This is a genomic window from Rhizobium lentis (assembly GCF_014200175.1).
GTDB lineage: Bacteria > Pseudomonadota > Alphaproteobacteria > Rhizobiales > Rhizobiaceae > Rhizobium > Rhizobium mulingense.
Window position 1 is genome coordinate 39,864 of the sequence record NZ_JACHBD010000001.1, and the last position, 23,760, is coordinate 63,623.

25 protein-coding genes and 1 pseudogene are annotated in these 23,760 nt (G+C 61.4%); 22 read left to right on the forward strand and 4 right to left on the reverse strand.

All coding sequences use genetic code 11. The features are described 5' to 3' along the window. The first annotated feature begins 147 nt into the window (after nt 1–147). The 7 genes and pseudogenes from GGI60_RS00215 to GGI60_RS00240 all read left to right on the forward strand — a co-directional run bounded on the left by GGI60_RS00215 (nt 148) and on the right by GGI60_RS00240 (nt 5,903). The gene (locus GGI60_RS00215) at nt 148–1,230 is read left to right on the forward strand and encodes an ABC transporter substrate-binding protein (protein WP_183913588.1); all 1,083 of its coding nucleotides are present in this window, start codon (nt 148–150) and stop codon (nt 1,228–1,230) included. A gap of 61 nt (nt 1,231–1,291) precedes the next feature. After that, entirely contained in the window at nt 1,292–1,969 is a 678-nt protein-coding gene (rpe, locus tag GGI60_RS00220) for a ribulose-phosphate 3-epimerase (protein WP_183913586.1), read from the forward strand. After that, nucleotides 1,966–2,691, forward strand: coding sequence for a DUF2259 domain-containing protein (locus tag GGI60_RS00225; protein WP_183934439.1), 726 nt, complete (start codon nt 1,966–1,968; stop codon nt 2,689–2,691). Before rpe ends, GGI60_RS00225 begins: the two co-directional genes overlap by 4 nt. A gap of 14 nt (nt 2,692–2,705) precedes the next feature. Next, nucleotides 2,706–3,191 carry a hypothetical protein gene (locus GGI60_RS00230; RefSeq protein ID WP_183934440.1) on the forward strand — a complete coding sequence of 162 codons (486 nt, stop codon included), beginning with the start codon at nt 2,706–2,708 and terminating at the stop codon, nt 3,189–3,191. Nucleotides 3,192–3,253: 62 nt separating this feature from the next. Continuing rightward, nucleotides 3,254–4,561 (forward strand): adenylosuccinate lyase, encoded by a 1,308-nt coding sequence (gene purB, locus GGI60_RS00235; RefSeq protein WP_183934441.1) that lies wholly within the window; start codon nt 3,254–3,256, stop codon nt 4,559–4,561. A gap of 60 nt (nt 4,562–4,621) precedes the next feature. Continuing rightward, nucleotides 4,622–5,024, forward strand: a pseudogene (locus tag GGI60_RS31780) (transposase); the annotation flags it as partial. A gap of 57 nt (nt 5,025–5,081) precedes the next feature. Next, a complete protein-coding gene (locus GGI60_RS00240; RefSeq protein WP_183934442.1) occupies nt 5,082–5,903 on the forward strand; it encodes an RDD family protein in 822 nt (273 codons plus the stop codon). A gap of 34 nt (nt 5,904–5,937) precedes the next feature. On the opposite strand, the gene GGI60_RS00245 is transcribed toward GGI60_RS00240, so the two are convergent. Both GGI60_RS00245 and GGI60_RS00250 read right to left on the reverse strand, forming a co-directional pair. Beyond that, the gene (locus GGI60_RS00245) at nt 5,938–6,417 is read right to left on the reverse strand and encodes a low affinity iron permease family protein (protein ID WP_183934450.1); all 480 of its coding nucleotides are present in this window, start codon (nt 6,415–6,417) and stop codon (nt 5,938–5,940) included. Nucleotides 6,418–6,522: 105 nt separating this feature from the next. Then, nucleotides 6,523–7,326, reverse strand: coding sequence for a DUF2189 domain-containing protein (locus GGI60_RS00250; protein WP_183934443.1), 804 nt, complete (start codon nt 7,324–7,326; stop codon nt 6,523–6,525). 174 nt (nt 7,327–7,500) lie between these two features. Between GGI60_RS00250 and GGI60_RS00255 the strand changes: the two genes are divergently transcribed. From GGI60_RS00255 to GGI60_RS00285, 7 genes are all read left to right on the forward strand, one after another. Then, entirely contained in the window at nt 7,501–8,058 is a 558-nt protein-coding gene (locus GGI60_RS00255) for an alpha/beta hydrolase (protein WP_183934444.1), read from the forward strand. A gap of 92 nt (nt 8,059–8,150) precedes the next feature. Further along, on the forward strand, nt 8,151–10,445 hold the full coding sequence (locus GGI60_RS00260) for a bifunctional diguanylate cyclase/phosphodiesterase (RefSeq protein WP_183934445.1): 2,295 nt from the start codon (nt 8,151–8,153) through the stop codon (nt 10,443–10,445). A 249-nt stretch (nt 10,446–10,694) separates the two neighbouring features. Further along, nucleotides 10,695–11,459, forward strand: a complete 765-nt coding sequence (gene purC, locus GGI60_RS00265) for a phosphoribosylaminoimidazolesuccinocarboxamide synthase (protein ID WP_004676256.1) — start codon at nt 10,695–10,697, stop codon at nt 11,457–11,459. A 15-nt stretch (nt 11,460–11,474) separates the two neighbouring features. Continuing rightward, the gene (gene purS / locus GGI60_RS00270; RefSeq protein ID WP_183913584.1) at nt 11,475–11,717 is read left to right on the forward strand and encodes a phosphoribosylformylglycinamidine synthase subunit PurS; all 243 of its coding nucleotides are present in this window, start codon (nt 11,475–11,477) and stop codon (nt 11,715–11,717) included. A 42-nt stretch (nt 11,718–11,759) separates the two neighbouring features. Continuing rightward, complete coding sequence (locus GGI60_RS00275) at nt 11,760–12,314, forward strand: RNA 2'-phosphotransferase (protein ID WP_183913582.1); 555 nt, start codon at nt 11,760–11,762, stop codon at nt 12,312–12,314. Next, nucleotides 12,311–12,982: a phosphoribosylformylglycinamidine synthase subunit PurQ gene (purQ, locus tag GGI60_RS00280; protein WP_183913580.1), complete on the forward strand. Its 672-nt coding sequence runs from the start codon at nt 12,311–12,313 to the stop codon at nt 12,980–12,982. Before GGI60_RS00275 ends, purQ begins: the two co-directional genes overlap by 4 nt. 83 nt (nt 12,983–13,065) lie before the next feature. Beyond that, a complete protein-coding gene (locus GGI60_RS00285) occupies nt 13,066–13,464 on the forward strand; it encodes a hypothetical protein (protein WP_183913578.1) in 399 nt (132 codons plus the stop codon). Between the two features lie 24 nt (nt 13,465–13,488). Here the strand turns inward: GGI60_RS00285 and GGI60_RS00290 are convergent, their stop codons facing one another. Beyond that, on the reverse strand, nt 13,489–13,743 hold the full coding sequence (locus GGI60_RS00290) for a DUF1127 domain-containing protein (RefSeq protein ID WP_183913576.1): 255 nt from the start codon (nt 13,741–13,743) through the stop codon (nt 13,489–13,491). A gap of 80 nt (nt 13,744–13,823) precedes the next feature. On the opposite strand from GGI60_RS00290, the gene GGI60_RS00295 reads away from it, so the two are divergent. The 4 genes from GGI60_RS00295 (at nt 13,824) to GGI60_RS00310 (ending at nt 18,546) form a co-directional block, all read left to right on the forward strand. Next, nucleotides 13,824–15,242 carry a PLP-dependent aminotransferase family protein gene (locus tag GGI60_RS00295; RefSeq protein ID WP_183913574.1) on the forward strand — a complete coding sequence of 473 codons (1,419 nt, stop codon included), beginning with the start codon at nt 13,824–13,826 and terminating at the stop codon, nt 15,240–15,242. Nucleotides 15,243–15,364: 122 nt separating this feature from the next. Next, nucleotides 15,365–15,940 (forward strand): acyloxyacyl hydrolase, encoded by a 576-nt coding sequence (locus tag GGI60_RS00300; RefSeq protein ID WP_183913572.1) that lies wholly within the window; start codon nt 15,365–15,367, stop codon nt 15,938–15,940. A gap of 121 nt (nt 15,941–16,061) precedes the next feature. Further along, complete coding sequence (gene purL, locus GGI60_RS00305) at nt 16,062–18,293, forward strand: phosphoribosylformylglycinamidine synthase subunit PurL (protein WP_183913570.1); 2,232 nt, start codon at nt 16,062–16,064, stop codon at nt 18,291–18,293. Nucleotides 18,294–18,312: 19 nt separating this feature from the next. Next, the gene (locus GGI60_RS00310) at nt 18,313–18,546 is read left to right on the forward strand and encodes a BolA/IbaG family iron-sulfur metabolism protein (protein WP_007826248.1); all 234 of its coding nucleotides are present in this window, start codon (nt 18,313–18,315) and stop codon (nt 18,544–18,546) included. A 366-nt stretch (nt 18,547–18,912) separates the two neighbouring features. Here the strand turns inward: GGI60_RS00310 and GGI60_RS00315 are convergent, their stop codons facing one another. Then, nucleotides 18,913–20,106 (reverse strand): hypothetical protein, encoded by a 1,194-nt coding sequence (locus GGI60_RS00315; protein WP_183913568.1) that lies wholly within the window; start codon nt 20,104–20,106, stop codon nt 18,913–18,915. A gap of 165 nt (nt 20,107–20,271) precedes the next feature. On the opposite strand from GGI60_RS00315, the gene GGI60_RS00320 reads away from it, so the two are divergent. The 4 genes from GGI60_RS00320 (at nt 20,272) to GGI60_RS00335 (ending at nt 23,734) form a co-directional block, all read left to right on the forward strand. Next, nucleotides 20,272–20,502 (forward strand): hypothetical protein, encoded by a 231-nt coding sequence (locus GGI60_RS00320; RefSeq protein WP_183913566.1) that lies wholly within the window; start codon nt 20,272–20,274, stop codon nt 20,500–20,502. 237 nt (nt 20,503–20,739) lie between these two features. Further along, nucleotides 20,740–21,075 (forward strand): Grx4 family monothiol glutaredoxin, encoded by a 336-nt coding sequence (gene grxD / locus GGI60_RS00325; protein WP_009994514.1) that lies wholly within the window; start codon nt 20,740–20,742, stop codon nt 21,073–21,075. A gap of 137 nt (nt 21,076–21,212) precedes the next feature. Beyond that, a complete protein-coding gene (locus GGI60_RS00330; RefSeq protein ID WP_183913916.1) occupies nt 21,213–22,418 on the forward strand; it encodes a multidrug effflux MFS transporter in 1,206 nt (401 codons plus the stop codon). Nucleotides 22,419–22,453: 35 nt separating this feature from the next. Further along, on the forward strand, nt 22,454–23,734 hold the full coding sequence (locus tag GGI60_RS00335) for a multidrug effflux MFS transporter (protein WP_183913564.1): 1,281 nt from the start codon (nt 22,454–22,456) through the stop codon (nt 23,732–23,734). Nucleotides 23,735–23,760 lie beyond the last annotated feature (26 nt).

Below are 23,760 nucleotides of genomic sequence, written 5' to 3' on the forward strand. Positions count from 1 at the left end.
CTTTCCATCGCGCCAATATGGCGAGCATGGGTTACCTTTTCTACAATAGGACCGGTGAAAAGCATCGGGTTACGCTTGTTTTTCTTTGACGATCGCGGCCTTGCGGATAAAAGGGCATGGAACGATGGCTAGGGATCTCCGCCTTTCATGATCAACCTGCGTGGCATAGCAGCCGTTCTGATGCTGCTGGGAGCGGCGGCGCAAGGCCATGCGGCCGGCGTGACGATCGGCGTCGTCGCGCCCCAGAACGGCCCGCTCGCCCTGCTCGGCGCACAGGTTGCCGCCGGCGCCGGTTTCGAGATCCGGCAGTCGGGCAATACGCTTGTCGCCGTCAACGAGACCTGCGAGGACAATGGCGGCGCAGCAGTCGGCGATGCCCTTGTCGCGGCCAAGGTGCAGATCGCCGTCGGCTTTCTCTGCAGCGAGACGCTGGAAGGCGCCCTTCCGAAGCTGAAGGATGCCGGCATTCCGGCGATCACCGTCTCCGTGCGCTCGCGCATCCTGATGGAGGACGCGCTGAAAAACGGCTGGCCGCTCTTCCGCATGGCGCCCGCCGATGGCGCCGAGGCGGCAAAGATCAACGAAGTGATCCTGAAGAACTGGGCTGCCGATCCGATCGCCCTGATCGAGGACGGCACCATTCACGGCCGCGAACTCACGGAAGCGGTGCGCAACGCGCTGGAACAGAACGGACTGAAGCCGGTTTTCACCGATACCTATCGTCCGGGGCAGGAGCAACAGATCGCTCTTGTCCGCCGCCTGAAACGGGCCGGCGCCACCAGGGTCTTCGTCGGCGGTGACCGTAACGATATCGCCGTCATCGCCCGCGACGCGGAAGCCGAGAACATCCCGCTCTCAATCCTCGGCGGCGACGCCATGCGCGCCGCCGATCAGCCGCTGCCGCTCGGGTCTGGCGTGCGCGCCGTCGCCCTGCCCGAATATGCCGTTCTGCCGGAAGCGGCGGCGGCGGCCGAAACGTTGCGCGCCAAAGGAATCGAGCCGGAAGGTTATGTCCTGCCGTCGCTGGCCGCGGCATTCATTGCCGGCCAGGCGGCCGAAGCCGCTGCTGCGGCCGGCAAGCCCCTCCAGGAGCCGCTGCTCGGCACGACATTCCAGACCCCGGTCGGCGCCGTCGCCTTCACCGGCACGCATGAACTTTCGCAAAACCCGTATCGCCTGCTCGAATGGCGCGGCAACGGCTTTTTTCCACCGGCTGCGCCGACGCAATGAGCGGCGGCCAGCCTTGAATTCCGGCGCCGTGCTCGGCTGGCGCCCATACGGAGTAGACTTGATGACGCTGCCCATTCGCATTGCCCCCTCGATCCTCGCGGCGGATTTCGCCAGGCTCGGCGAGGAGGTGCGCAATGTCACCGCGGCCGGGGCCGACTGGATCCACCTCGACGTCATGGACGGGCATTTCGTGCCGAACATTTCCTTCGGCCCTGATGTCATCAAGTCGCTGCGCGCCTATACGGCCGCCACCTTCGACTGCCACTTGATGATCTCGCCGGTCGACGCCTATCTCGAAGCTTTCGCCAAGGCCGGCTGCGACCGCATCACCGTCCATGCCGAATCCGGGCCGCATCTGCATCGGTCGCTGCAGACCGTCCGCAATCTCGGCAAGAAGGTCGGGGTGACGCTCAATCCGGCAACCCCGCTCAGCGCCATCGAGAACTTGCTCGACGATGTCGATCTTATCCTCATCATGTCGGTCAATCCCGGCTTCGGCGGACAGAAGTTCATTCCGGCGATGACAGCCAAGATCGCGGCGGCAAAGTCGCTGATCGGTGACAGGCCGATCGAGATTGAGGTCGACGGTGGCGTCACGGTGGAAACGGCGCCGGCAATCGCCCGCGGCGGCGGCAACGTCCTCGTCGCCGGCTCGGCGATTTTCAAGGGCGATACGGTCGAGGATTATCGCCGGACCGTCGCCGATCTGCGTCAAGCAGCCGAAGAGGCACGAGCATGAAGAAGCAGCTTTTCTTTGGCGGCCTGCTCGCAGCCGCACTTGCCGGCCTGCCCGGCGTGTCACTTGCCGGCGACATTGCGAGCATCCAGCCGATCGGCTTTTCCGCCGACGGCAAGGTCTTCGCCTTCCAGGAGTTCGGCCTCAAGGAGGGCAGCAATGTCCCCTATTCCAACACCTATTTCATCGATACCGATAAGGGCCAGTATCTCGAGGGCACGCCCTTCCGCACCGAGCTGACCGAGAAGGACGCCAATCTTTCCAAGGCGCGGCGCCAGAACCTCACGGCGGCGCGCGGCCAGATGGACAAATACGATCTCCTGACCAACCCCGGCCTGATCGCCGCCTTCAATCCGCCGACCGAACTCGGCTCACCCGCAAAGACGCTGCGTTATACCACGCTTGCGACCGACGGCCCGCCGAAATCGCCCTATACGCTTTCGCTCGGCGAGTTGCCTATCGCGGTGCCGAAGGACTGCGCGGCCATCGCCAAGCGGGTCCTCGGCTTCAGCCTGCAGATGATCGAGAAGGAAGGCGCTCCGAACCGGCAGGCAGCGCGCCAGGTGCAAACGGTTCCGGCCGAGCGCGCATGTTCAGTCGAATACAGGATCGGCGGCGCCGTCGTCTATCAGCCGGAAGCCGCAAACCAGGTACATATCGCCCTGGTCCTGGCCTTCGATGCGCAAAGGAACGGGCGCTGGATCGCCGTTCCAGTTCATCCCTGAGCTGGTTGCCCGACATGGAGCGCCTCAGGGCGGCATGGCCGCCCTACTCCCATCTCATCCTCGGCGCCTTGCTTTGGGCCCTGCAAATGCTCGTCTCCGCCATGCTCGGCCTTTATCTCCGTAACGGCCTGGAGACAAGCCGGCTTGCCGAAGTCGCCGCGCTCTATTTCCTCGGCGGCCTGCTCGCCTGGCCATTCGCTTTGCCCACCGGCCGCTTCCTCGCCTATGGCAAGCCGCCGGAGGCGCGTTTCGCCGCCTTTTTCGTGACGCTGATCGCGGCCACGATCGCGATGACGGCCTTCCTCTTCGCGATGGAATATCGGATCTTCTATTCGCGCTGGCACGCGCCCTTCGGAAGCGGCATCTGGGTCTTCCAGTTCATCTTCACCAGCATCAGCGCCTTCTATCAGTTCCTGGTGATCGGTATGCGCCTTTTCCTGCCGCTCGGTCTCGGCTGCCTTGTCGTCAGCAGCTATTATCTTGCGAAACGCTTGCGTTGAGATTGCCGCCCGTCTTTGCTACAGGGGCGTCAACAAACCTCTTGAAGTAAAGGCAGCCGCCCATGATCCCGCGTTACTCCCGGCCCGAAATGGTCGCCATCTGGTCTCCCGAAACCAAGTTCCGCATCTGGTTCGAGATCGAGGCGCATGCCTGCGACGCGCTGGCCGAACTCGGCGTCATCCCGAAATCGGCGGCAAGGACGATCTGGGAAAAAGGCGGCGCCGCCACCTTCGACGTTGCCCGCATCGATGAGATCGAGGCCGTCACCAAGCATGACGTCATCGCCTTCCTGACCCACCTCGCCGAAATCGTCGGCCCGGATGCACGCTTCGTCCATCAGGGCATGACCTCGTCCGACGTGCTCGACACCTGCTTCAACGTCCAGCTGGTGCGCGCCACCGATATTCTGATTGCCGATCTCGACCGGCTGCTGGCGGCGCTGAAAACCCGCGCCTTCGAACACAAGGACACCGTCACCATCGGCCGCTCGCACGGCATCCACGCCGAGCCCACCACCTTCGGCGTCAAGCTGGCGCTCGCCTATGCCGAATTCGAGCGCTGCCGCCAGCGCCTCGTCGCCGCCCGCGAAGAAGTCGCGACCTGCGCCATCTCGGGCGCCGTCGGCACTTTCGCCAATATCGATCCGCGCGTCGAGGAACATGTCGCCGAGGCCCTCGGCCTTAAGGCCGAACCGGTCTCGACCCAGGTCATCCCGCGCGACCGCCACGCCATGTACTTCGCCACCCTCGGCGTCGTCGCCTCGTCGATCGAGCGGCTGGCGACCGAGATCCGCCACCTGCAGCGCACCGAGGTTCTGGAAGCCGAGGAATATTTCTCGCCCGGCCAGAAGGGCTCCTCCGCCATGCCGCACAAGCGCAACCCGGTTCTCACCGAAAACCTGACCGGCCTCGCCCGCATGGTCCGCTCTTACGCCCTGCCGGCCATGGAAAACGTCGCCCTCTGGCACGAGCGCGATATCTCCCACTCCTCGGTCGAACGCATGATCGGCCCCGACGCCACAGTCACCCTCGACTTCGCCCTCTCCCGCCTCGCCGGCGTCATCGAAAAGCTGCTGGTCTACCCGGAGAACATGGAAAAGAACCTCAATAAGTTCCGCGGCCTCGTCCACTCCCAGCGCGTGCTCCTAGCGCTGACGCAGGCCGGCACCTCCCGCGAAGACGCCTACCGCCTGGTCCAGCGCAACGCCATGAAGGTCTGGGAACAGGGCAAGGACTTTTTGGAAGAGCTGCTGGCGGATGCGGAGGTCCGTGCTGCACTGTCCGAGGAGGATATTCGGGAGAAGTTCGATCTTGGCTATCATACCAAGCATGTCGATACGATCTTCCAGCGGGTGTTTGGGGCGGCGTGATCCCGATGATGGTAGCTCGATGCGCAGATGCAACGGTAGACGCGTGCCTAAGGTTTTCCGATGAGCGGGACTGCTATCGCTCGTCGCGAGCCTAATCGAGACGTCTTGCGTTTCCAAGCGATTGACGAACGGGGAATCGTCGGTGACCACGCGGTTGCTGCCGAAGGCGAGGCACGGGGGCCCGCCGCGCACGACAGACATGCGTAGCCTCGTGGGGGCGATCCTCCATGTCTGCTCGCGCGGTTGCTAATGGCGCACACTGCCAAGTGATTTCCGCCGGCTTCGACCGTGCATAGTTATTTCTATACTTGGCGTGAGGTCGGACTTTGGGAGAGCATCACCCAGCTTCTGGGTGATGGCAGCGCGGGAAATGGAGGGACGGAGGCGTACCCCGGCAGGGATCATCGACAGCCAAAGCGTCGAAGGCCGCAAGCTTCACATCACCGATACGCTTGGATTTCTAAAGTAATCCATCGCGAGCATTTCCATCATGTAGCATCGTTTTGGCGTAGGGGGTAACGTGGACGTCAATATCACACAGGCATTTCAGAGAACTTTGCAGCCTCGGCTCTTTTGGAGGCGGGTCTTTGCCTACCTGATAGACATGACATTTTTAGAGTTCTTGCTTGCGTTGGTAGCGCTCATCATTCCATTGAACTTCGGCATCCCCCTCTTTGAGAGCACGCAATGCGGGGAAGCAGCCTCTGGCCCATTGGTCGAAAAAGTCGAGCGTGAATGGCCCCTGAAACTGGGAGAGACGAGGGTCAATCAAATCTGCCGAAGTACGCAATTTTGGGGCCAAGAGAGCACGTTCTTTCAAACGACGGTCATCACTGGCAATTCCGGAGGCCAATCGGTTTCTTGGCGCGTTTTATCGGTGGCGCTAGACGAAAACGGTGAATTAGCCCATGGGACCGCGGACCTCGTCGGCCCGTTGGTCGGCGTCTTCCTTGTATTGCTTGCACTCGCATTTTTAACTGCGAACGGTCGCAGAACACCGGGAAAATGGATCTCGTCGATACGGGTAGTTACGACTGAGGGTGCGTCGCCGCATTTGAGCGAGGCGTTAAAAAGGGAACTGCTGAAGTTTTCGCCCTGGATCGCCTTTGTGGCGAGCGACTCAATCGTTGCGGCGATAGCATCCAACCAAAGTCTTGATGATATGATCCACGCGGCGCGCGATGGTACCGCGGCCGCCATTACTCCGATACTGATAGGTGCCAGCCTTTTCATTCCTGCGCTGCTGTGGTGGCTCCTGCCGCTCATCCGGTGGCAAGGCCAGATGTTCTATGACCGGTTCGCTGGCTGCGAAGTTCGCCGTACGCGAAGCAATAGTGGGTAAAAAAGCGCAAGTCCCCGCACCGCCATTAAGAAATTCAGCTCTTCTCAAGCGGCCGTTGTTTTACCTTTGAGGTTTTGGCGCTCCCCGGGCGTTTGCGCGCCTCGGCCTTTTTCGGCGCAACGGCTTCCACGACCTCGGCTGTCATGCAAGCCTCCGTCTCGCCCCTGCCCTTGGCAGCCTTGGCGACCAATTCATCGAGGCGCTTCAGCTCGTCTTCGTCAAGATTTTCGATGCCGATGAAGCGGTTTTCAGCGTGGCTCGTCAGGATGATTTCGTTGAGCTTGGCCTGAATTGCCCGAGTGTCGCGCGTCTGGGCGTTCTGCAGCACGAAGACCATCAGGAAAGTGATGATCGTCGTGCCGGTGTTGATGATCAGCTGCCAGGTTTCCGAATAGTCGAAGAAAGGGCCAAGTACGGCCCAGACGATAACAATGCTCAGCGCCAGGATGAAGATGACGGGTTTGCCCGCCCATTCTGAAGTCTTGGTTGCGAAACGGGCAAACAGATTCTTCATCGTCACCTCTGAAATCCTCCCTCGGAGCCATATCAAAACTCCGAGGCAGGTTCGAGGTTCCCCTGGGGAATCGGAATCCGAAATCCCCGCCGGGAACAGCCGTGGCTACGCGGTCTCCCGCGCAACCAGCTTGCGGTAGAGATGCCAAGTCGCATGGCCGAGGATCGGGATGACGAGCGCAAGCCCGGCAAAGACCGGGATCGTTCCGATGACGAGGAGTGCAGCAACGATCAGACCCCAGAGCAGCACCGGCACCGGATTGGCGACCGTGGCCCGGATCGAGGTCACGACGGCGGCGACGGCCCCGACATCGCGGTCGAGCAGCAGCGGAAAGGTGATGACGGAGATTGCCAGCACTACCAGCGCGAAGACGAAGCCGATGAGATTGCCCCAGATGATCAGCTGCAGGCCTTGAGCCGTGCCGAAAACCTGGCGGGTGAAATCGGTCATCGTGCGCGGAAACACTTCTCCGAGAAGATTGGTGTAAAGCGTCTGCGCCGTGACCAGCCAGACGACGAAAAGGGCAAAAAGCATCAGCCCGACCGCGACGATCGACGGCAGTGCCGGCGAATGGCGCACTTCGAGTGCATGCGTCCATGATGTATCGAGGCCCTCCTCGCGCCGGCGGCTGATCTCATAAAGGCCGATCGCTGCGATCGGGCCGATCAGCACGAAACCGGACATCAGCGGGAAGACCATCGGCAGAAGATTGGCGCCGGAGGTCCATAGCGTCAGGAAGATACCGGCGATCGGGTACATCAGGCACAGGAACACATAATGCGAAGGTTTTTCCTTAAAATCGTCGAGCCCGCGCTTCAGCGCGTCGAAGACGTCAGCAACGCCAATGCGATTGACGACGGGGCGCGCTAAACTTTCGCTGGCACCCGTCATGACATGAAATGCCGCCATGGCTTTCTCCTCCTCAGCCGAGATTGGTCGGCGGCGGCACGCATCGGCGGGTAAGCCGATACGAAATCCGCAACCGGCACTGGAGCAATATAACAAATATCAAGGGCCGTGTCGCTCTCTCCCTTGGTGCCCCCTCTTGACATCTTCGACAGGCTTTCTCACATCGGCGGCACTATGAAAGCCTCAGACTCAGATATCCTCATCATCCCCGGCTATACCAATTCCGGCCCCGGCCATTGGCAGAGCCGCTGGGAAGCGAAGCTCAGCACGGCGCGGCGCGTCGAACAGGCCGAATGGACGAAGCCGGTCCGCGAGGACTGGATCGCCCGCATCGCCGAGGAAGTGAACGCCTCGACCCGGCCGGTCGTGCTTGTCGCCCATTCGCTCGGCGTACCCACGGCTATCCACGCCATCCCGCTCTTCCGCAATCGGGTGGTGGGCGCCTTCTTCGTCGCCCCGCCCGATGTCACTAATCCCGACATCCGCCCGAAGCACCTGATGACCTTCGGCCCCTACCCGCGCGAGCCGCTGCCCTTTCCGTCGATCACCGTCGCCAGCCGCAACGACCCGTTCGGCAGCTACGAGCATGCCGACGATATTGCCAGCAGCTGGGGCTCCTTTCTCGTCGATGCCGGCGAGGCCGGGCATATCAATGCCGATTCCGGTCACGGTCCCTGGCCAGAGGGCACGATGGTCTTTGCCCAGTTCCTCAGCCGTCTCTCCGCTGATTGAGGAAAACCGCCTTCTCGTTAATTCAGAAATTGCTTTCTAAGTCTTTGTTAATGGAAAGACAGCAGACTGCGCCCGGAGATGAATAAGCGAGAATGCCCGTGAAGAAAGCCCATCCAGAGGCCGAGAACGCGCATGGCGATGCCATAGCGGCTGTGGCAGGCGTCGGCGGTGCAGTCGGCGATTCCGAACTGGCGGAACGGGAGAGCCGATGGAACCATGCGCTGGTCGGCTCGGGCCTCGGCGTATGGGATCACAACTACCGTCTCGACCGGAAATATTACTCGCCCACGTGGAAAACCATCCGCGGAATGGCGCCCGACGAGGAGGTCGCCGGCGATTACGATGCCTGGCTTCAGCTCGTCCATCCCGACGACCGCGAATTCGTCGCGCATGCCATCGAGCGCCAGAACGCCGGTGATCCGGATTATCAGATCTTCCAATATCGCGAGCGCCACAGGGACGGCCACTGGGTCTGGATCGACTGCCGCGGCGCCTGCGTGGAGTGGGACGAGAATGGCGTGCCGACTCGCATCGTCGGCACGGATATCGATATCACAGCCCGCAAGGAAGCCGAGGAGACGCTGTCGCGCCTGTCGCGCCGGCTCGACCTGGCGCTGGAGATTTCCCACATAGGCGTCTTCGAGGCCGACATCGAGAATGATACGGTCGAATGGGACGATCGCCTCATCGCCATTTACGGCCTGCAGGGCGCCTCGCATCAGATCGCGAGCGATGCCTGGGCGAAAAGCCTGCATCCCGACGACCGCGAACGGGTGCTCGGCCTGGCCGGCCGCAGCGTCGAAAGCGGCAGCGATTTCCAGCAGGAATATCGTATCATTCGTGGTGACGGCGCCGAACGCATCATCCGCGCCCGCTCGGCCTTTTTCGTCGATGGCAACGGCCACCGCAAGCTGATCGGCGCCAACTGGGACGTCACCGAGGACGTCGCGCTGCGCAACGAATTGCAGCGCGCCAAGGATCTGGCTGAGGCACGCAACCGCGAGCTCGAAGCCGCCAAGGAAAGCATCGAGCATCTGGCCCTGCACGATTATCTCACCGGCCTTCCGAACCGCCGCTATCTCGACAAGATGCTCGACGAGCGTTCCATGGAATGCCGCGCCAAGGGCCTTGCGCTTGCGATCCTCCACATCGATCTCGACCGCTTCAAGCAGATCAACGACACGCTCGGCCACCGGGCCGGCGACGCCATGCTGCAGCATGTGGCAAGCGTGCTGAGGAATTCCGTCCGCGCCGCCGATTTCGTCGCCCGCATCGGCGGCGACGAATTCGTCATCCTCTGCTCCATGGATGCTGCGTCGAAGAAGATCGGCGGTCTCGCCCAACGGATCATTCGCGAATTGCGCAAGCCCGTCAGATTTGAGGGGCACGACTGCCGGTTCGGCGCCAGCATCGGCATCGCCGTCGGCCGCGGGTCGAATCTCGACGCCAAGCAAATATTGCTCGATGCCGATATCGCGCTCTATCGCGCCAAGGGCCGCGGCCGCAACCGCTTTGAATTCTTCTCTGCCTCCGACCGCCGCGACATCGTCTCTGCCAAGCATCTCGCCGACGAAATCCTGATCGGCCTCGAGCGCAACGAATTCGTGCCATTCTATCAATTGCAGTTCGATACCCGCACGCTCGATGTCACCGGCGTTGAGACACTCGCCCGCTGGCAACATCCCCGGCACGGGCTGCTGACACCCGACCGCTTTCTCGATATCGCCGAGGATCTCGACGTCGTCTCGACGATCGATGCGCTGATCCTGGAGCGCGCCCTGGCCGACCGCCACGCCTGGATCAAGGATGGTTTGTCGATTCCGAAAATATCGGTCAACGTTTCCGCCCGCCGGCTTGCCGATCCCGATCTCGGCAAGAAGCTCCGCGCCCTGAAGATCGAACCCGGCGCCATCGCCTTCGAACTGCTGGAATCGATCTCGCTCGACGATTGCGACCCGCTGGTGTCGGCCAACCTCAAGAAGCTGCGCAAGCTCGGCATCGACATCCAGATCGACGATTTCGGCACCGGCCACGCCTCGATTGTCAGCCTGCTGCGCCTGAGCCCGAAGGCACTGAAGATCGACCGCGAGCTGATCCGCCTGCTGCCGCAATCGGCCGAGCAGCGCAAACTGGTCGGCTCGATCATCGACATCGGCCGCTCGCTCAACATCCGCGTCATTGCCGAGGGCGTCGAGACGGCGGATCACATCCGCATCCTCGAAGAACTCGATTGCGATATGCTGCAGGGCTATGCGCTCGCCCGGCCGATGCCGGCCATACAGATCCCTTCCTTCGTCCGCGCCAGCAGCTGGCCTCACGGGCAAACTGCCGCTCGCGCCCTGCAGGCGCAGCTTGGCCGCGCGCTGCCAAGCAGAGCTGCCAAATAAAGCCTGGATAAGCGGCCCGCCATTTCGCCTTCATTCCACGCTACAGGAAAAGGCGCTAAACTCGTCTTGGGAATCCATTCGATTCTCTTGGCGGTATTCCGTAACCTCCAGGAATCGGGGCCAGAAATCCCGAAAAGAGGGAAGGAGCGACAGGCGGATTGTGAAACCTACTCTTTTCCTTTAAGGGGACGCCACGAGATCGATCCACTCGCGCTATCCCAAGAGCGCCAACAACAGAGAATGACCACGATGAACCGTCGCCGCCGTATCTACGAGGGCAAGGCAAAGATTCTGTATGAGGGTCCGGAACCGGGCACCTTGATCCAGTTTTTCAAGGACGATGCCACCGCCTTCAACAAGAAGAAACATGAAGTCATCGACGGCAAGGGCGTCCTCAACAACCGCATCTCCGAATATATCTTCAGCCACCTGAACAAGATCGGCATCCCCACTCATTTCATCCGCCGGCTCAACATGCGCGAGCAGTTGATCAAGGAAGTGGAAATGATCCCGCTGGAGATCGTCGTGCGCAATGTCGCTGCCGGTTCGCTCGCCAAGCGCCTCGGCATCGAGGAAGGCGTCGTCCTGCCGCGCTCGATCATTGAGTTCTATTACAAGTCGGATGCGCTCGACGATCCGATGGTCTCCGAAGAGCACATCACCGCTTTCGGCTGGGCCAATCCGGCCGAGCTCGACGACATCATGGCGCTTGCCATCCGCGTCAACGATTTCATGACCGGTCTGTTCCTCGGCGTCGGCATCCAGCTCGTCGATTTCAAGATCGAATGCGGCCGCCTCTTCGAAGGCGATATGATGCGCATCATCCTCGCCGACGAAATCTCGCCGGACAGCTGCCGGCTCTGGGATATCGAAACCCGCGAGAAGATGGACAAGGACCGCTTCCGCCGCGATCTCGGCGGCTTGCTCGAAGCCTATTCCGAAGTCGCGCGCCGTCTCGGCATCATCAATGAAAATGAGCCTGTGCGCGGCACCGGCCCGGTTCTCGTCAAGTAAGGCAGGATAGACAAAGTGATCAAGGCTCGTGTCACCGTCACGCTGAAAAACGGCGTTCTCGATCCGCAGGGCAAGGCCATCGAAGGCGCCCTCGCCGCCCTCGGCTTCTCGGGCGTCGGCCATATTAGACAGGGCAAGGTCTTCGACCTGGAGCTCGATGGCGCCGATAAGGCGAAGGCCGAGGCCGACCTCAAGGCGATGTGCGAAAAACTGCTCGCCAACACAGTGATCGAGAACTACGCGATCGCAATCGACTGACGATCGCAAACCGTCGGCCGGCGGACTTCGAGGATTGGCGTCATGACGAAAACAAAGCTGGAGACGGAAGTCTCGAAATATATGAGCTATGTTTTGCGTCATGCGCCGGAGGCCGCGGGTTTGACCCTCGATGCTGAGGGCTGGGTGTCGTTCGACGCGCTCGAACGAGCGGTCGCGCGGAAATATGACGTTTCCCGCGCCGATATCATCGAGATTGTCGAAAACAATCAAAAGAAGCGCTTCGCGCTCGTCGATAACAGAATTCGCGCGAACCAGGGTCATAGCGTAGAGGTTGATCTCGCGCTGACCGCGGTCCAGCCGCCTGCAGATCTTTTCCACGGTACATCCGCGACCGCCTGGCACTCGATCGAGCGCGAGGGCTTGAAGAAGATGCAGCGGCACCACGTGCATCTGTCGGCGGATGTCGAAACGGCGAAAATCGTCTCGATGCGCCGCAAGGGCGAGCATGTCATCCTTCGCGTCGACGCTGCCCGCATGTTTTCAGAGGGTCATTCTTTCTTTGTCTCCGACAATGGAGTATGGCTCACCGAAAGCGTTCCAGTTCAATATCTTTCGCCAGACGCAGGGACCCCATGAAATCAGCTGTTGTTCAACTCCCGGGCCTCAACCGCGACCGCGACATGATCGCAGCTCTGACCAAGATCTCCGGGCGCGAGCCGGTGACGATCTGGCAGACGGAAGCCGAAATCCCGGATGTCGACCTGATCGTTATTCCCGGCGGCTTCTCCTATGGCGACTACCTGCGCTGCGGCGCGATCGCCGCCCGCATGCCGGTCATGCAGGCGATCAGCGACAAGGCTGCAAAGGGCGTGAAGGTGCTCGGCGTCTGCAACGGCTTCCAGATCCTCGTCGAAGCCGGGCTGCTGCCCGGCGCGCTGATGCGCAATGCCTCGCTGAAATTCGTCTGCCGCGAGATCAAGCTCGAAGTGATCAATGCCGAGACGGACTTCACCCGTGCCTACGCGCAAGGTCAGGTCATCCGCTGCCCCGTTGCCCATCATGATGGCAATTATTTCGCCGACGAAGCCACGCTGGCGAAGATCGAAGGTAATGGCCAGGTGGTCTTCCGTTATGCCGAAGGCACCAATCCCAACGGTTCGCTGAACGATATCGCCGCGGTCATGAACGAAAAGGGCAACGTGCTCGGCATGATGCCGCATCCGGAAAACCTGATCGAAGCCGCCCACGGCGGTTCGGACGGCCGCGGCCTCTTCGCCTCGGCGCTCGACGTCATCGCCGCCTGAGCCCGTCCTCGATGCATGCCGCCCGCAGGCCTCTGCAGGCAATGGCATGCGAAAGACCTTCATCCGGATCACTGGAGCCGATCATGCGCCTTCGCCTCTCCGTCGCAAACGCCGCCTTGCTGACCGCTCTTGCAGCTGCTGTCGCCGGCTGCCAATCGCCGGCTCCGGCAGCGGGTCCGAATCGCGCTGCGCTGCCGACCATGGAGCGCGTGGCGCTCGCCGCCAATGCGTGCTGGTTCAAATCGGCCGATCCGGCCTTCGCAGCCTATAAGCTCGCCCCGGAACTCAATTCCTTCTCCGGCCGGCCGCGCATCCTGCTCGTCCACAAGGGGAGCCCTGAAAGCCGGCCGCTGCTCGTCGTGCAGGCCGAGGGCAACCCGGCACGTCTGCAGGCTTTCGGTCCGATGATGCAGGAACCGGTTGCCGGCCGCATCGCGGCCGACGTCAATCGCTGGTCCGGCGGCAACAAGGCCTGCAGCTGACCGCGGCGATCCATTTCCGCGGGATCAATCCCAGAAAAACGACTTGCTGACTTCGCGCGCTGCATCGGACTGCGACAGCCCGATATCCTTGAGTTCGCTCGCCGTCAGCCCTCGCAACGCGCGCCGGCCTTCCCGCTTCTGATGCCACAGAAGAATTGCGACCCAGATCCGCTTTAAACGCGTCGCCTCGGCGGGCGCGTCGGGGACAATGATCTGCCTCCTGTCCTCACAAGAGACAATCGGCACAATTGGCATTTTGATCTCAGGCAATGCAGACATTCCAGGAATCCTCTCGGTTGTCCGTTGGAATTGACTCTTAATCTTGACAGGGACAATGTGACAATCTACGAATTGTCACCATGACAAATTGGCTTCCCGATCTCTCCCGCGGCTCAGGACCGGTGTATCTCCGTCTTGCCGATAGTATTGAATCCGCAATATCCAGCGGCGCCCTGCCCGCTGGCAGCAAATTGCCGCCGCAGCGCAACCTTGCTTATGATATCGGCGTGACGATCGGCACGATCGGCCGGGCCTATGCCCTGGTGCATGAACGCGGTCTCGTTGCAGGCGAAGTCGGGCGCGGCACCTATGTGCTGAACCGCTCCGAATCGCCGCCCGGCGAACAGACCGATCCGCTGACGATCTCGCTCGGCGGCACCCGCCTCCAGGATGCGCCCGCCGACAAGATCCGTTTCGACACAACAGCTGCCCCCGATCTCGGCCAGGGCAAGATCATAGCCGGCATTCTCGCGGAAATCGGCGAGCAGCATCTCTCCGAAATCTCCTCCTACTCCCGAAGCTTCCCGAAGAACTGGTTCGAGTCCGGCCGCCGCTGGCTAGCCCGCAGCGGGTGGACGCCGGAGGCCGAAAACATCGTACCGACGCTCGGAGCCCATGCGGCGGCGATATCGGTCATCGCCGCCGTCTCGGCGCCCGGCGATAAGATCGTCTTCGAAAATCTCAGCTACACCCAGATCAGCCGCAGCGCCCGCCTTCTCGGCCGCCGCACGGTCACCGTCGATTTTGACGAACAAGGCGTGATTCCCGACGATTTCGAACGGCTCTGCCAGCAGCAGCATCCGAAGCTCGCCTTCCTGATGCCGACCGTTCACAATCCGACTGTGACGATCATGCCCTATGAGCGTCGCGCGGCAATTGCGGCAATCGCCAGAAAACACGGGGTGTGGCTGATCGAGGACGATCTCTATGGCGGCATGGCCGACGATGATACGCCGCTGATCGCCTCGCTTGCACCCGATCGCACCTTTCTCGTCAGCGGCCTGTCGAAATCTGTCGCCGCCGGCGTGCGTGGCGGCTGGGTCGCATGCCCGCCGCATTTCGCCCAGCGTATCAGGGTAACGCACCGGATGATCACCGGTGGTCTGCCCTTCATCCTGGCGGAGACATGCGCGCGCCTCGTCGAAAGCGGCGTGGCGCACGAGATTCGCAAACAGAGCGTCGAGGAACTCTCGCGGCGTGTCCGGATCGCCCGCGAGCAATTGCAAGGATTCGAGTTCGCATCGCACCTGCATGCGCCCTTCCTCTGGCTGAAATTGCCGGAGCCATGGATGTCGGGCACCTTCAAGAACGCCGCCTTCCGGGACGGCGTGCTCGTCGATGACGAGGACGAGTTCAAGGCGGCGCGCGGCGACAAATCCTATCATCGGGTTCGCGTCGGCTTGTCCTCGCCGAAGACGGGGCAGGAACTGATCTCCGGATTGATGATTCTGCGCCGGCTCCTGGAAAATGGCGGCTCTGCCTACGACGGCGAAATATGACCTGTTGCAAATACATGCCATAATTCGGAAAAAACACACACGTCTGACGAGAGCGCTTTACCCCGCCCGCCCCCATGCTACCTCTTTGTTATCCATGCTTGGTGCGAATCAAAGGACAGCAGATGAGGGTCGAGTTCGGACGGATCGCGCAGCGATTCCTGGCGCTGGCATCAGTGGCTGTAATAGCCGGTGCCTCGATGGCAGGTTCGGCAAATGCCGGCGAGCAAATATTTGATGAGTTGCGTTTCGGGGTTTCTGCCTCGGTACAATCGGGCCGTTCCGGGGAAGACGGCGTCTTCCCGGAGATTACCGCTCTCTTCGACCCTTTCGGATACGAGGAGGCCGTTGGCTGGCAACAGTTGCTGCGTCCACGTGTCCATCTCGGCACCTCGATCGGCACCGCGGGTGAAGCCACCCAATTCTTCACCGGCTTCACCTGGACGGTCGATTTCAACGAGAAGCTCTTTGCCGAAGCCGGCTTTGGCGGCGTCATCCATACCGGCGACCTGGACGACAATGATGACGGCCCGGAACTCGGCTGCCGCGTCCTCTTCCACGAATATGCCGGTGCCGGCTACCGTTTCACCCCGCATTGGAACGTAATGGCCCAGATTGCCCACTCCTCGCATGCCAATCTCTGCGACGGCCCGAACGATGGCATGACGCGCGCCGGCATCCAGATCGGCTACAAGTTCTGAGCAATTGCTGCCTTTACGAAAAAAGCCTGCCCGCCCTCTGTTGACGGCGGGCTTTTTTCTGTCGCGCGCCGCCGCTACATAAGCTAAAGACAGCGCAAAACGCGCCAGGGACTTTCCGCTCATGACCATTTCAAACACCATGCCGATCACGCCGGAACTCATCGCGGGCCATGGCCTGAAGCCGGACGAGTACCAGCGGATCCTGGATCTGATCGGCCGCGAACCGACTTTCACCGAACTCGGCATCTTCTCGGCCATGTGGAACGAGCATTGCTCCTACAAATCCTCCAAGAAATGGCTGCGCACGCTGCCGACCAAGGGGCCGCGCGTCATCCAGGGCCCCGGGGAAAATGCCGGCGTCGTCGATATCGATGACGGCGATTGCGTCGTCTTCAAGATGGAGAGCCACAACCACCCCTCCTATATCGAGCCTTACCAGGGTGCCGCGACCGGTGTCGGCGGCATTCTGCGCGACGTCTTCACCATGGGTGCGCGCCCGATTGCGGCGATGAACGCGCTGCGCTTCGGCGAACCGGATCATCCCAAGACCCGCCATCTCGTTTCCGGCGTCGTTTCCGGCGTCGGCGGCTACGGCAATTCCTTCGGCGTGCCGACGGTCGGCGGCGAAGTCGAGTTCGATGCCCGCTACAACGGCAACATCCTGGTCAACGCCTTTGCCGCTGGCATTGCCAAATCCAACGCCATCTTCCTGTCCGAGGCCAAGGGCGTCGGCCTTCCGGTCGTCTATCTCGGCGCCAAAACCGGCCGCGACGGTGTCGGCGGCGCGACCATGGCCTCGGCAGAATTCGACGAATCGATCGAGGAAAAGCGCCCGACCGTTCAGGTCGGCGATCCCTTCACCGAAAAGTGCCTGCTCGAAGCCTGCCTCGAGCTGATGCAGACCGGCGCCGTCATCGCCATTCAGGACATGGGGGCTGCCGGCCTCACCTGCTCGGCCGTCGAAATGGGCGCCAAGGGCGATCTCGGCATTGTGCTGGAACTCGACAAGGTGCCGGTGCGCGAAGAGCGGATGACCGCCTATGAGATGATGCTGTCGGAAAGCCAGGAGCGCATGCTCATGGTGCTGCAGCCGGAGAAGGAAGAGCAGGCCAAGGCGATCTTCGTCAAATGGGGTCTCGATTTCGCCATCGTCGGCAAGACGACCGACGACCTGCGCTTTCGCGTCGTCCATCAGGGAGAAGAAGTCGCCAATCTGCCGATCAAGGATCTCGGCGACCAGGCGCCGGAATATGATCGTCCCTGGCGCGAATCCGCCAAGCCTGCCCCCCTGCCCGCCAATCTCGTCGCCGCACCCAAGAATTACGGCCAGGCGCTGCTGCAGCTCGTCGGCTCGGCCAACCAGTCGAGCCGCCGCTGGGTCTATGAGCAATATGACACGCTGATCCAGGGCAATTCGCTGCAGCTTCCGGGCGGGGACGCCGGCGTCGTGCGCGTCGATGGCCACAAGAGCAAGGCGCTTGCCTTCTCCTCCGACGTCACACCGCGTTATGTCGAGGCCGATCCCTTCGAAGGCGGCAAACAGGCGGTCGCCGAATGCTGGCGCAACATCACCGCGACGGGCGCCGAACCGCTCGCCGCGACCGACAACCTCAACTTCGGCAATCCCGAAAAGCCGGAGATCATGGGCCAGTTCGTACAGGCGGTGAAGGGCATCGGCGAGGCCTGCCGCGCGCTCGACTTCCCGATCGTGTCGGGCAACGTCTCGCTCTACAATGAGACCAACGGCGTCGCCATCCTGCCGACCCCGACGATCGCAGGCGTTGGCCTGCTGCCGGACTGGCGCAAGATGGCTCGCATCGGCAGCGCCAATGACGGCGACAAGGTGATCATGATCGGCCTCGACGGCAGCCATCTCGGCCAATCCGTCTATCTCAGGGATGTGCTCGATAGCCGCGAAGGTCCCGCCCCCGAAGTGGATCTCTTCGCCGAGCGCCGCAACGGCGATTTTGTCCGCTCCGTCATCCGCAACGATCAGGCAACTGCCTGCCATGATATTTCCTCGGGCGGCCTTGCCGTCGCGCTGGCTGAAATCGCCATGGCATCCGGCAAGGGGCTTACGATCGATCTCGACGAATGCAAGGGTGCGCCGCACGCGCTGCTCTTCGGCGAGGATCAGGCGCGTTATGTACTGACGGTGCCGGCCGATGTGGCCGATTTCGTCTGCGTCAATGCAGAAGGCGCCGGCGTTCCATTCCGCCGCCTCGGCACGGTCGGTGGAGATGCACTCGTCGTCGGCGATCTCATTACGCTGCCGATTCAGCAATTGCGCGATACCCATGAATCGTGGTTCCCTGATTTCATGGAAGGCCGCGGCGAACTCGCCGCGGAATAATGCGCAAGGAGTAACGATCATGGCCATGAAACCCGGCGATATCGAAGACATGATCAAGGCTGGGATTCCCGGTGCCAAGGTGACGATCCGCGATCTGGCGGGCGACGGTGATCATTACGCCGCCGAAGTCGTCGCCGAAGCCTTCCGCGGCAAGAGCCGCGTGCAGCAGCACCAGATGGTCTACGAGGCGCTGAAGGGCAATATGGGTGGCATATTGCACGCGCTTGCATTGCAGACCTCGGCGCCGGATTGACAGTTGAGGTAGCCCGCCACCCTCTCCGCTTCTCATTCCTATCACATGTACTGGTGGTAAGGGAGGGCGTAGTAAGTGCCGGGCTATGAAACAGCTGTTGTAACTGCGTCTTTGTACACTGGCAGCGAGTTTGGCGAGAACGCCAACCACACTCTCCGTCATCCCAGGCCTTGAGCCTGGGATCCATGCGACTGCTGCTGATGATGCGGTGTGGATTCGGCTCCGGGCGGAGCAAGGGTGGGGTCGGGCTGTGGTGGTGAACGCCCATTGATCCCGACGCCCTGGAATTAAGTCGAGTCCCAAAAAAGAACCCACCAACTCGGCGCAAATCCTATACGTCCATCGCTACCGATGGTACTCGGCCCTTCAAGCCGGAAACCTTTCCTGCTCCGGATAAGCAAACACTGAAGCCGGCATCGGCCCTGAAGTCATCAGCGTGAAGTCGAAGGGCGCCTGCAGATCCGGCCCCAGCACATATTGCCGATGGACGCGCAGCTGATCCTTGCGGATCTTGCGGTAATGTTCGCGCGTCAGCATCTGCTTGACGCGGATCAGGAGCATCTTTGCCGGGGGCGCGTCCGGGTGGCCGCAGGCGGCGACAACCGGCACCTTGTAGAAATTGATCGAATCCGTCAGGCATTGCACATCGAGCCACGAAATCTCCGGGCAGCGGGCAATCAAGCCGACGCGGGCGCGCAGCAGGTTCGCCGATGACAGCAGCGCGCATTGCAGAATGGCACTGCCGAGCGTTGCAAACACCACGCGTTTGCCCTTGAAGATCTCCGGCTCCCTTTCCAGCAATATGCCGATGACGTGGGCGGCCACATTCGATCCCATGCTGTGTGAGGAGATCACATACTCCTCCGCTTCTTCGGCGAGCACCTTGCTTACGGCGGTGGCCCGGTCTTCCAGCCAATCGTTGAAATCGGCCCGGTGCATGCGGCCGAGCGCCACCGCCATTTGCCAATCGGCAAACAGATGCAGCGTGTGGAAGCGTTCGGAAAACGGCAGGAAGGCAAAGATGAAAAAGCAGAGGGCCAGCGGCCCGCTCCAGAGCATGTGCCAGGGCGAAAAGCCGAGACTATAGGGCGCGACGGCGATCTGCGCCGTCAGCGCGATTGCCAGCGCCGTCAGCAGGAACGGAAAGAGGAAGAACAGGCCGAAGCGCCAGGCATGACGGAAATAGCCCCGCATGCCGCCTTCGAGCATGATCTGGGCGCAGCTGCGAAAACCCGCAACAATCTGGCTCAGCGTATTGCTGCTGCGCAGCCTGCGCACGAACATATCGTGATCGACCATGTAGATCCGGCTCTTCGTCTGCCAGGTGGCAGGAGCAGGCTCTGCCCCGGGCGCCGCCTCGGCTGCCCCGGGCGCCGCGCCGCTGGTCGAAACCTCGAAACTGAGGAGATCGCTGCCGTCCGGCGTCCCGATCTCGAGCGAGTAGCCCCAAACGGCGGAACTCTGTCTGGCTGAGCGCTCGTAGCGCGCCCGGTGGGCAACGCCGTCAAGCGGCTCGAAGCCCGGAAAATGCAGGACGACCCGCTTTTTTATCAATCTCATTCCGCTCTTTCGGCCGGGCGAATGGCCGGCATGTTCGTGCGATCCGGCTGCTGCGCCGCCGATCTCGGCGAAAAAGCAGGTATGGTCTCGAAGGCGTCTTGCTAACCGAAGTCATCAGGAATTCAATAGCAGCCATGTCGTTTCCACCGTGAACGGAGGGGTTTTGTGGCCGATCTTGTCAAAGAACTGATATCAGGCGTCGTCGACACCGTATTGAAGGAAATCCTGAAGAAAACCACCGGCCGCATCACGACGAAGCGCAGGAGGCGTAAGACGCGCCCCACTGCGACAACGGCTGCTACCAGAAAGACAACCTCCGCCAAGCGCAAAACCGCCCGCAAACAGGTCAGCAAGCGACGCACAGCTGCCGGTCGCAGCCGCCAGCGCCGCAGCTGAGACAAGACGCAATTTTTATCCGACCGCCGAGCTCGGTCCCTCGGCGACGTTGAAGTTGATCGGATACCGGCTCATCTGGCCCGACAACCGTAACGTGATAGCAACACTAGCGAAGTGGTCTGACCACAGTGGTCTTTTTTTGGTTTAGGCGTCTGGAATTCCTGCTGTCACATGCTATCTAAGGACAACGATTGAAACGGTGGGCCTTTAACCCACCCGTTGAAAGGATCAGGTCTCATGAGCGGCATTCACGAATTCATCGACAACGAAATCAAGAGCAACGACGTCGTCCTCTTCATGAAGGGCACGCCGCAGTTTCCGCAGTGCGGTTTCTCCGGCCAGGTCGTGCAGATTCTCGATTACATCGGCGTCGACTACAAAGGCATCAACGTGCTCGCCGATTCGGAGATCCGCCAAGGCATCAAGGATTATTCCAACTGGCCGACGATCCCGCAGCTTTACGTAAAGGGCGAGTTCATCGGCGGCTGCGACATCGTCCGGGAAATGTTCCAGGCCGGTGAGCTGCAACAGCATCTCCAGGAAAACGGCGTCACCGTTCGCGGCGCCGCCTGACCGGTCACCGGACGTCCGCCCGGTTTCCAAATCTGTTTCTCGAGTTCAAGGCGCTGCAGCCAGCAGCGCCTTGACCTGTTTATGGGAATTTCATTGTGACAGATTCATCACCAGCCGTGTCCGCGGGCCGCCTGTCCATGGGCAAGCGTGAATTCATCGCGCTCGCCGCCTTGCTGATGGCCGTTAACTCTCTGGCGATCGACGTCATGCTGCCGGCGCTGCAGCAGATTGGAGCGAGCCTCGGCGTCGAGAGCGAAAATCATCGGCAATTCATCGTCTCCACCTATCTGCTCGGTTTCGGCTGCGCTCAGTTGTTCTACGGGCCGCTCTCCGACCGTTTCGGCCGCCGCACGCCGCTGCTGATCGGTCTCGTCATCTACATTCTCTCCGCCATCAGTATCGTTTTCGTCCCCTCTTTTGCGGGGTTGCTCGCACTGCGCTTCCTGCAGGGCGTTGGTTCGGCCGCAACCCGCGTCATCACCGTCTCCATTGTCCGCGATATCTATGGCGGCCGGCAGATGGCGGAGGTCATGTCGCTGATTATGATGGTCTTCATGATCGTGCCGGTGATCGCACCCGGCACCGGCCAGGTCGTGATGTTCTTCGGCAACTGGCACTTGATCTTCCTCTTCATTGCCGCCATGGCAACTGGTATCGCCGTCTGGGCTTACATCCGCCTGCCGGAAACCCTGCATCCGCAGAATGTCCGCCCCTTCACCGCCCGCTCGATCTTCGGCGCCTTCAAGCTGGTGCTGACCAATCGCCTGGCGCTCTGCTACACGATCGCCAGCACATTCATTTTCGGCGCGCTGTTCGGCTTCATCAATTCCGCTCAGCAGGTCTATGTCGGCATTTATGGTCTCGGCGTCTATTTCCCCGTCGCCTTCGCTGGCGTGGCGATCTTCATGTCGCTGTCGTCCTTCTTCAACTCGCGCTTCGTCGGCAAGCTCGGCATGCGTCGCCTGTCGCACGGCTCGCTGATCGGCTTCATCACCATCAACTCCATCTGGCTGATCGTCCAAATGGCGAGTTCCGAGCCGATGCCTTTCGCCTTGTTCATCACCTTCTTCGGTCTGGCCATGTTTCAGTTCGGCTGGATCGGCTCGAACTTCAACTCGCTTGCCATGGAGCCTCTCGGCCATGTGGCCGGCACCGCCTCCTCCGTGCTCGGCTTCATGAGCACGGTTGGCGGCGCCATCATCGGCGCCGGTATCGGCCAGGCCTTCGATGGCACGGCGCTGCCGATGGTCGCCGGTTATTTCGCTGTCTCGATCGCCGGGTTGGTCTTCGTGCTTATTGCCGAGAAGGGCCGCCTGTTCCAGCAGCACAATCCGGCCGTTTGAAAGGCCGACCTCCTCCGCATTCAGGATTTCACCACATGACGCCGCCACATAAACCGCACCAGGAAAACCAAGGCTCCCGCCGCATCGGCATGGGCTTCGGTGAATTCGTCGTCACCATTGCGATCATGACGGCCAGCATTGCCATGGCGATCGACAGCATGCTGCCGGCATTGCCCAATATCGGCCGCTCCCTCGGCGTCACCAGCACCAACGACGCCCAGCTCATCATCGGCGTTTTCTTTCTTGGCTTCGGCGTTTCGCAGATATTCTTCGGCAGCCTTTCCGATACGTTCGGCCGCCGCAAAATCCTGCTCGGCGGCCTCGCCTGCTATGTGGTCGGCATGTTTGCCGCTGCCGCCACCAGCAGCTTCGAAATGCTGCTCCTCATGCGCTTCGTCCAGGGCGTCGGCGGCGCGGCTGTGCGCATCACCACCATGGCGATCGTCCGCGACTGCTTCGGCGGCCGCGAAATGGCCCGCGTCATGTCCTATGTCATGATCGTCTTCATGATCGTGCCAATCGTCGCACCATCGGTGGGCCAGCTCATCATCCTTTATGCCAACTGGCATTGGATCTTCATCCTGCTCGGCGCCGTCGCCACCATCCTCTTCGTCTGGGCACTTCTGCGGCTGAAGGAATCACTGCCGCCGGAAGAACGCCTGCCGCTGTCGGTCAACTCGGTCACGGACGGCTTCAAGACCGTGCTCACGAACCGGATTACCTCAGGCTATATGATCGGCCTCACCATGTTTACCGGCGTCATCAGCGCCTATGTGATCTCGGTGCAGCAGGTCTTCGGCGAAGTTTACGGCCTCGGCGATTGGCTGCCGATCGCCTTTGCGGCGACCGCCGGCGGTATTGCGGTGGCCAATTTCGCCAACGGCTTCTTCGTTCGCAAATTCGGCATGCGCCGCATTTCGCATGCCGCGCTGCTGATCTTCACGGCACTGTCGGCAACCGGCTTTCTCATTGCACTGGCCGGCAAGGCGGATTTCGCAACAGCCTACGGCATCTTCACAATCGTCCTGATGATGTTTGCCGTGATCGCCACCAATTTCACCGCCATCAGCCTTGAGCCGATGGGCAATCTCGCCGGGACGGCGACCGCCATCACCGGCTTCGTCTCGACCACGGCAGGCGCCATCCTCGGCGGACTGGTCGGCCAGATGTTCAACGGCACGGTGCAGCCTCTCTTCGGCGGCTTCGCCCTCTTCGGCCTGGTGACGATCGCAGCCACCCTCTGGGCCGAGAACGGCAAGCTCTTCACCCATCCCGGAGACAGCCCGCAGCTCGATCCGGGTGCCGCCCACTTCTGACGCCGAAAACGATTGGCTGCAGTGGG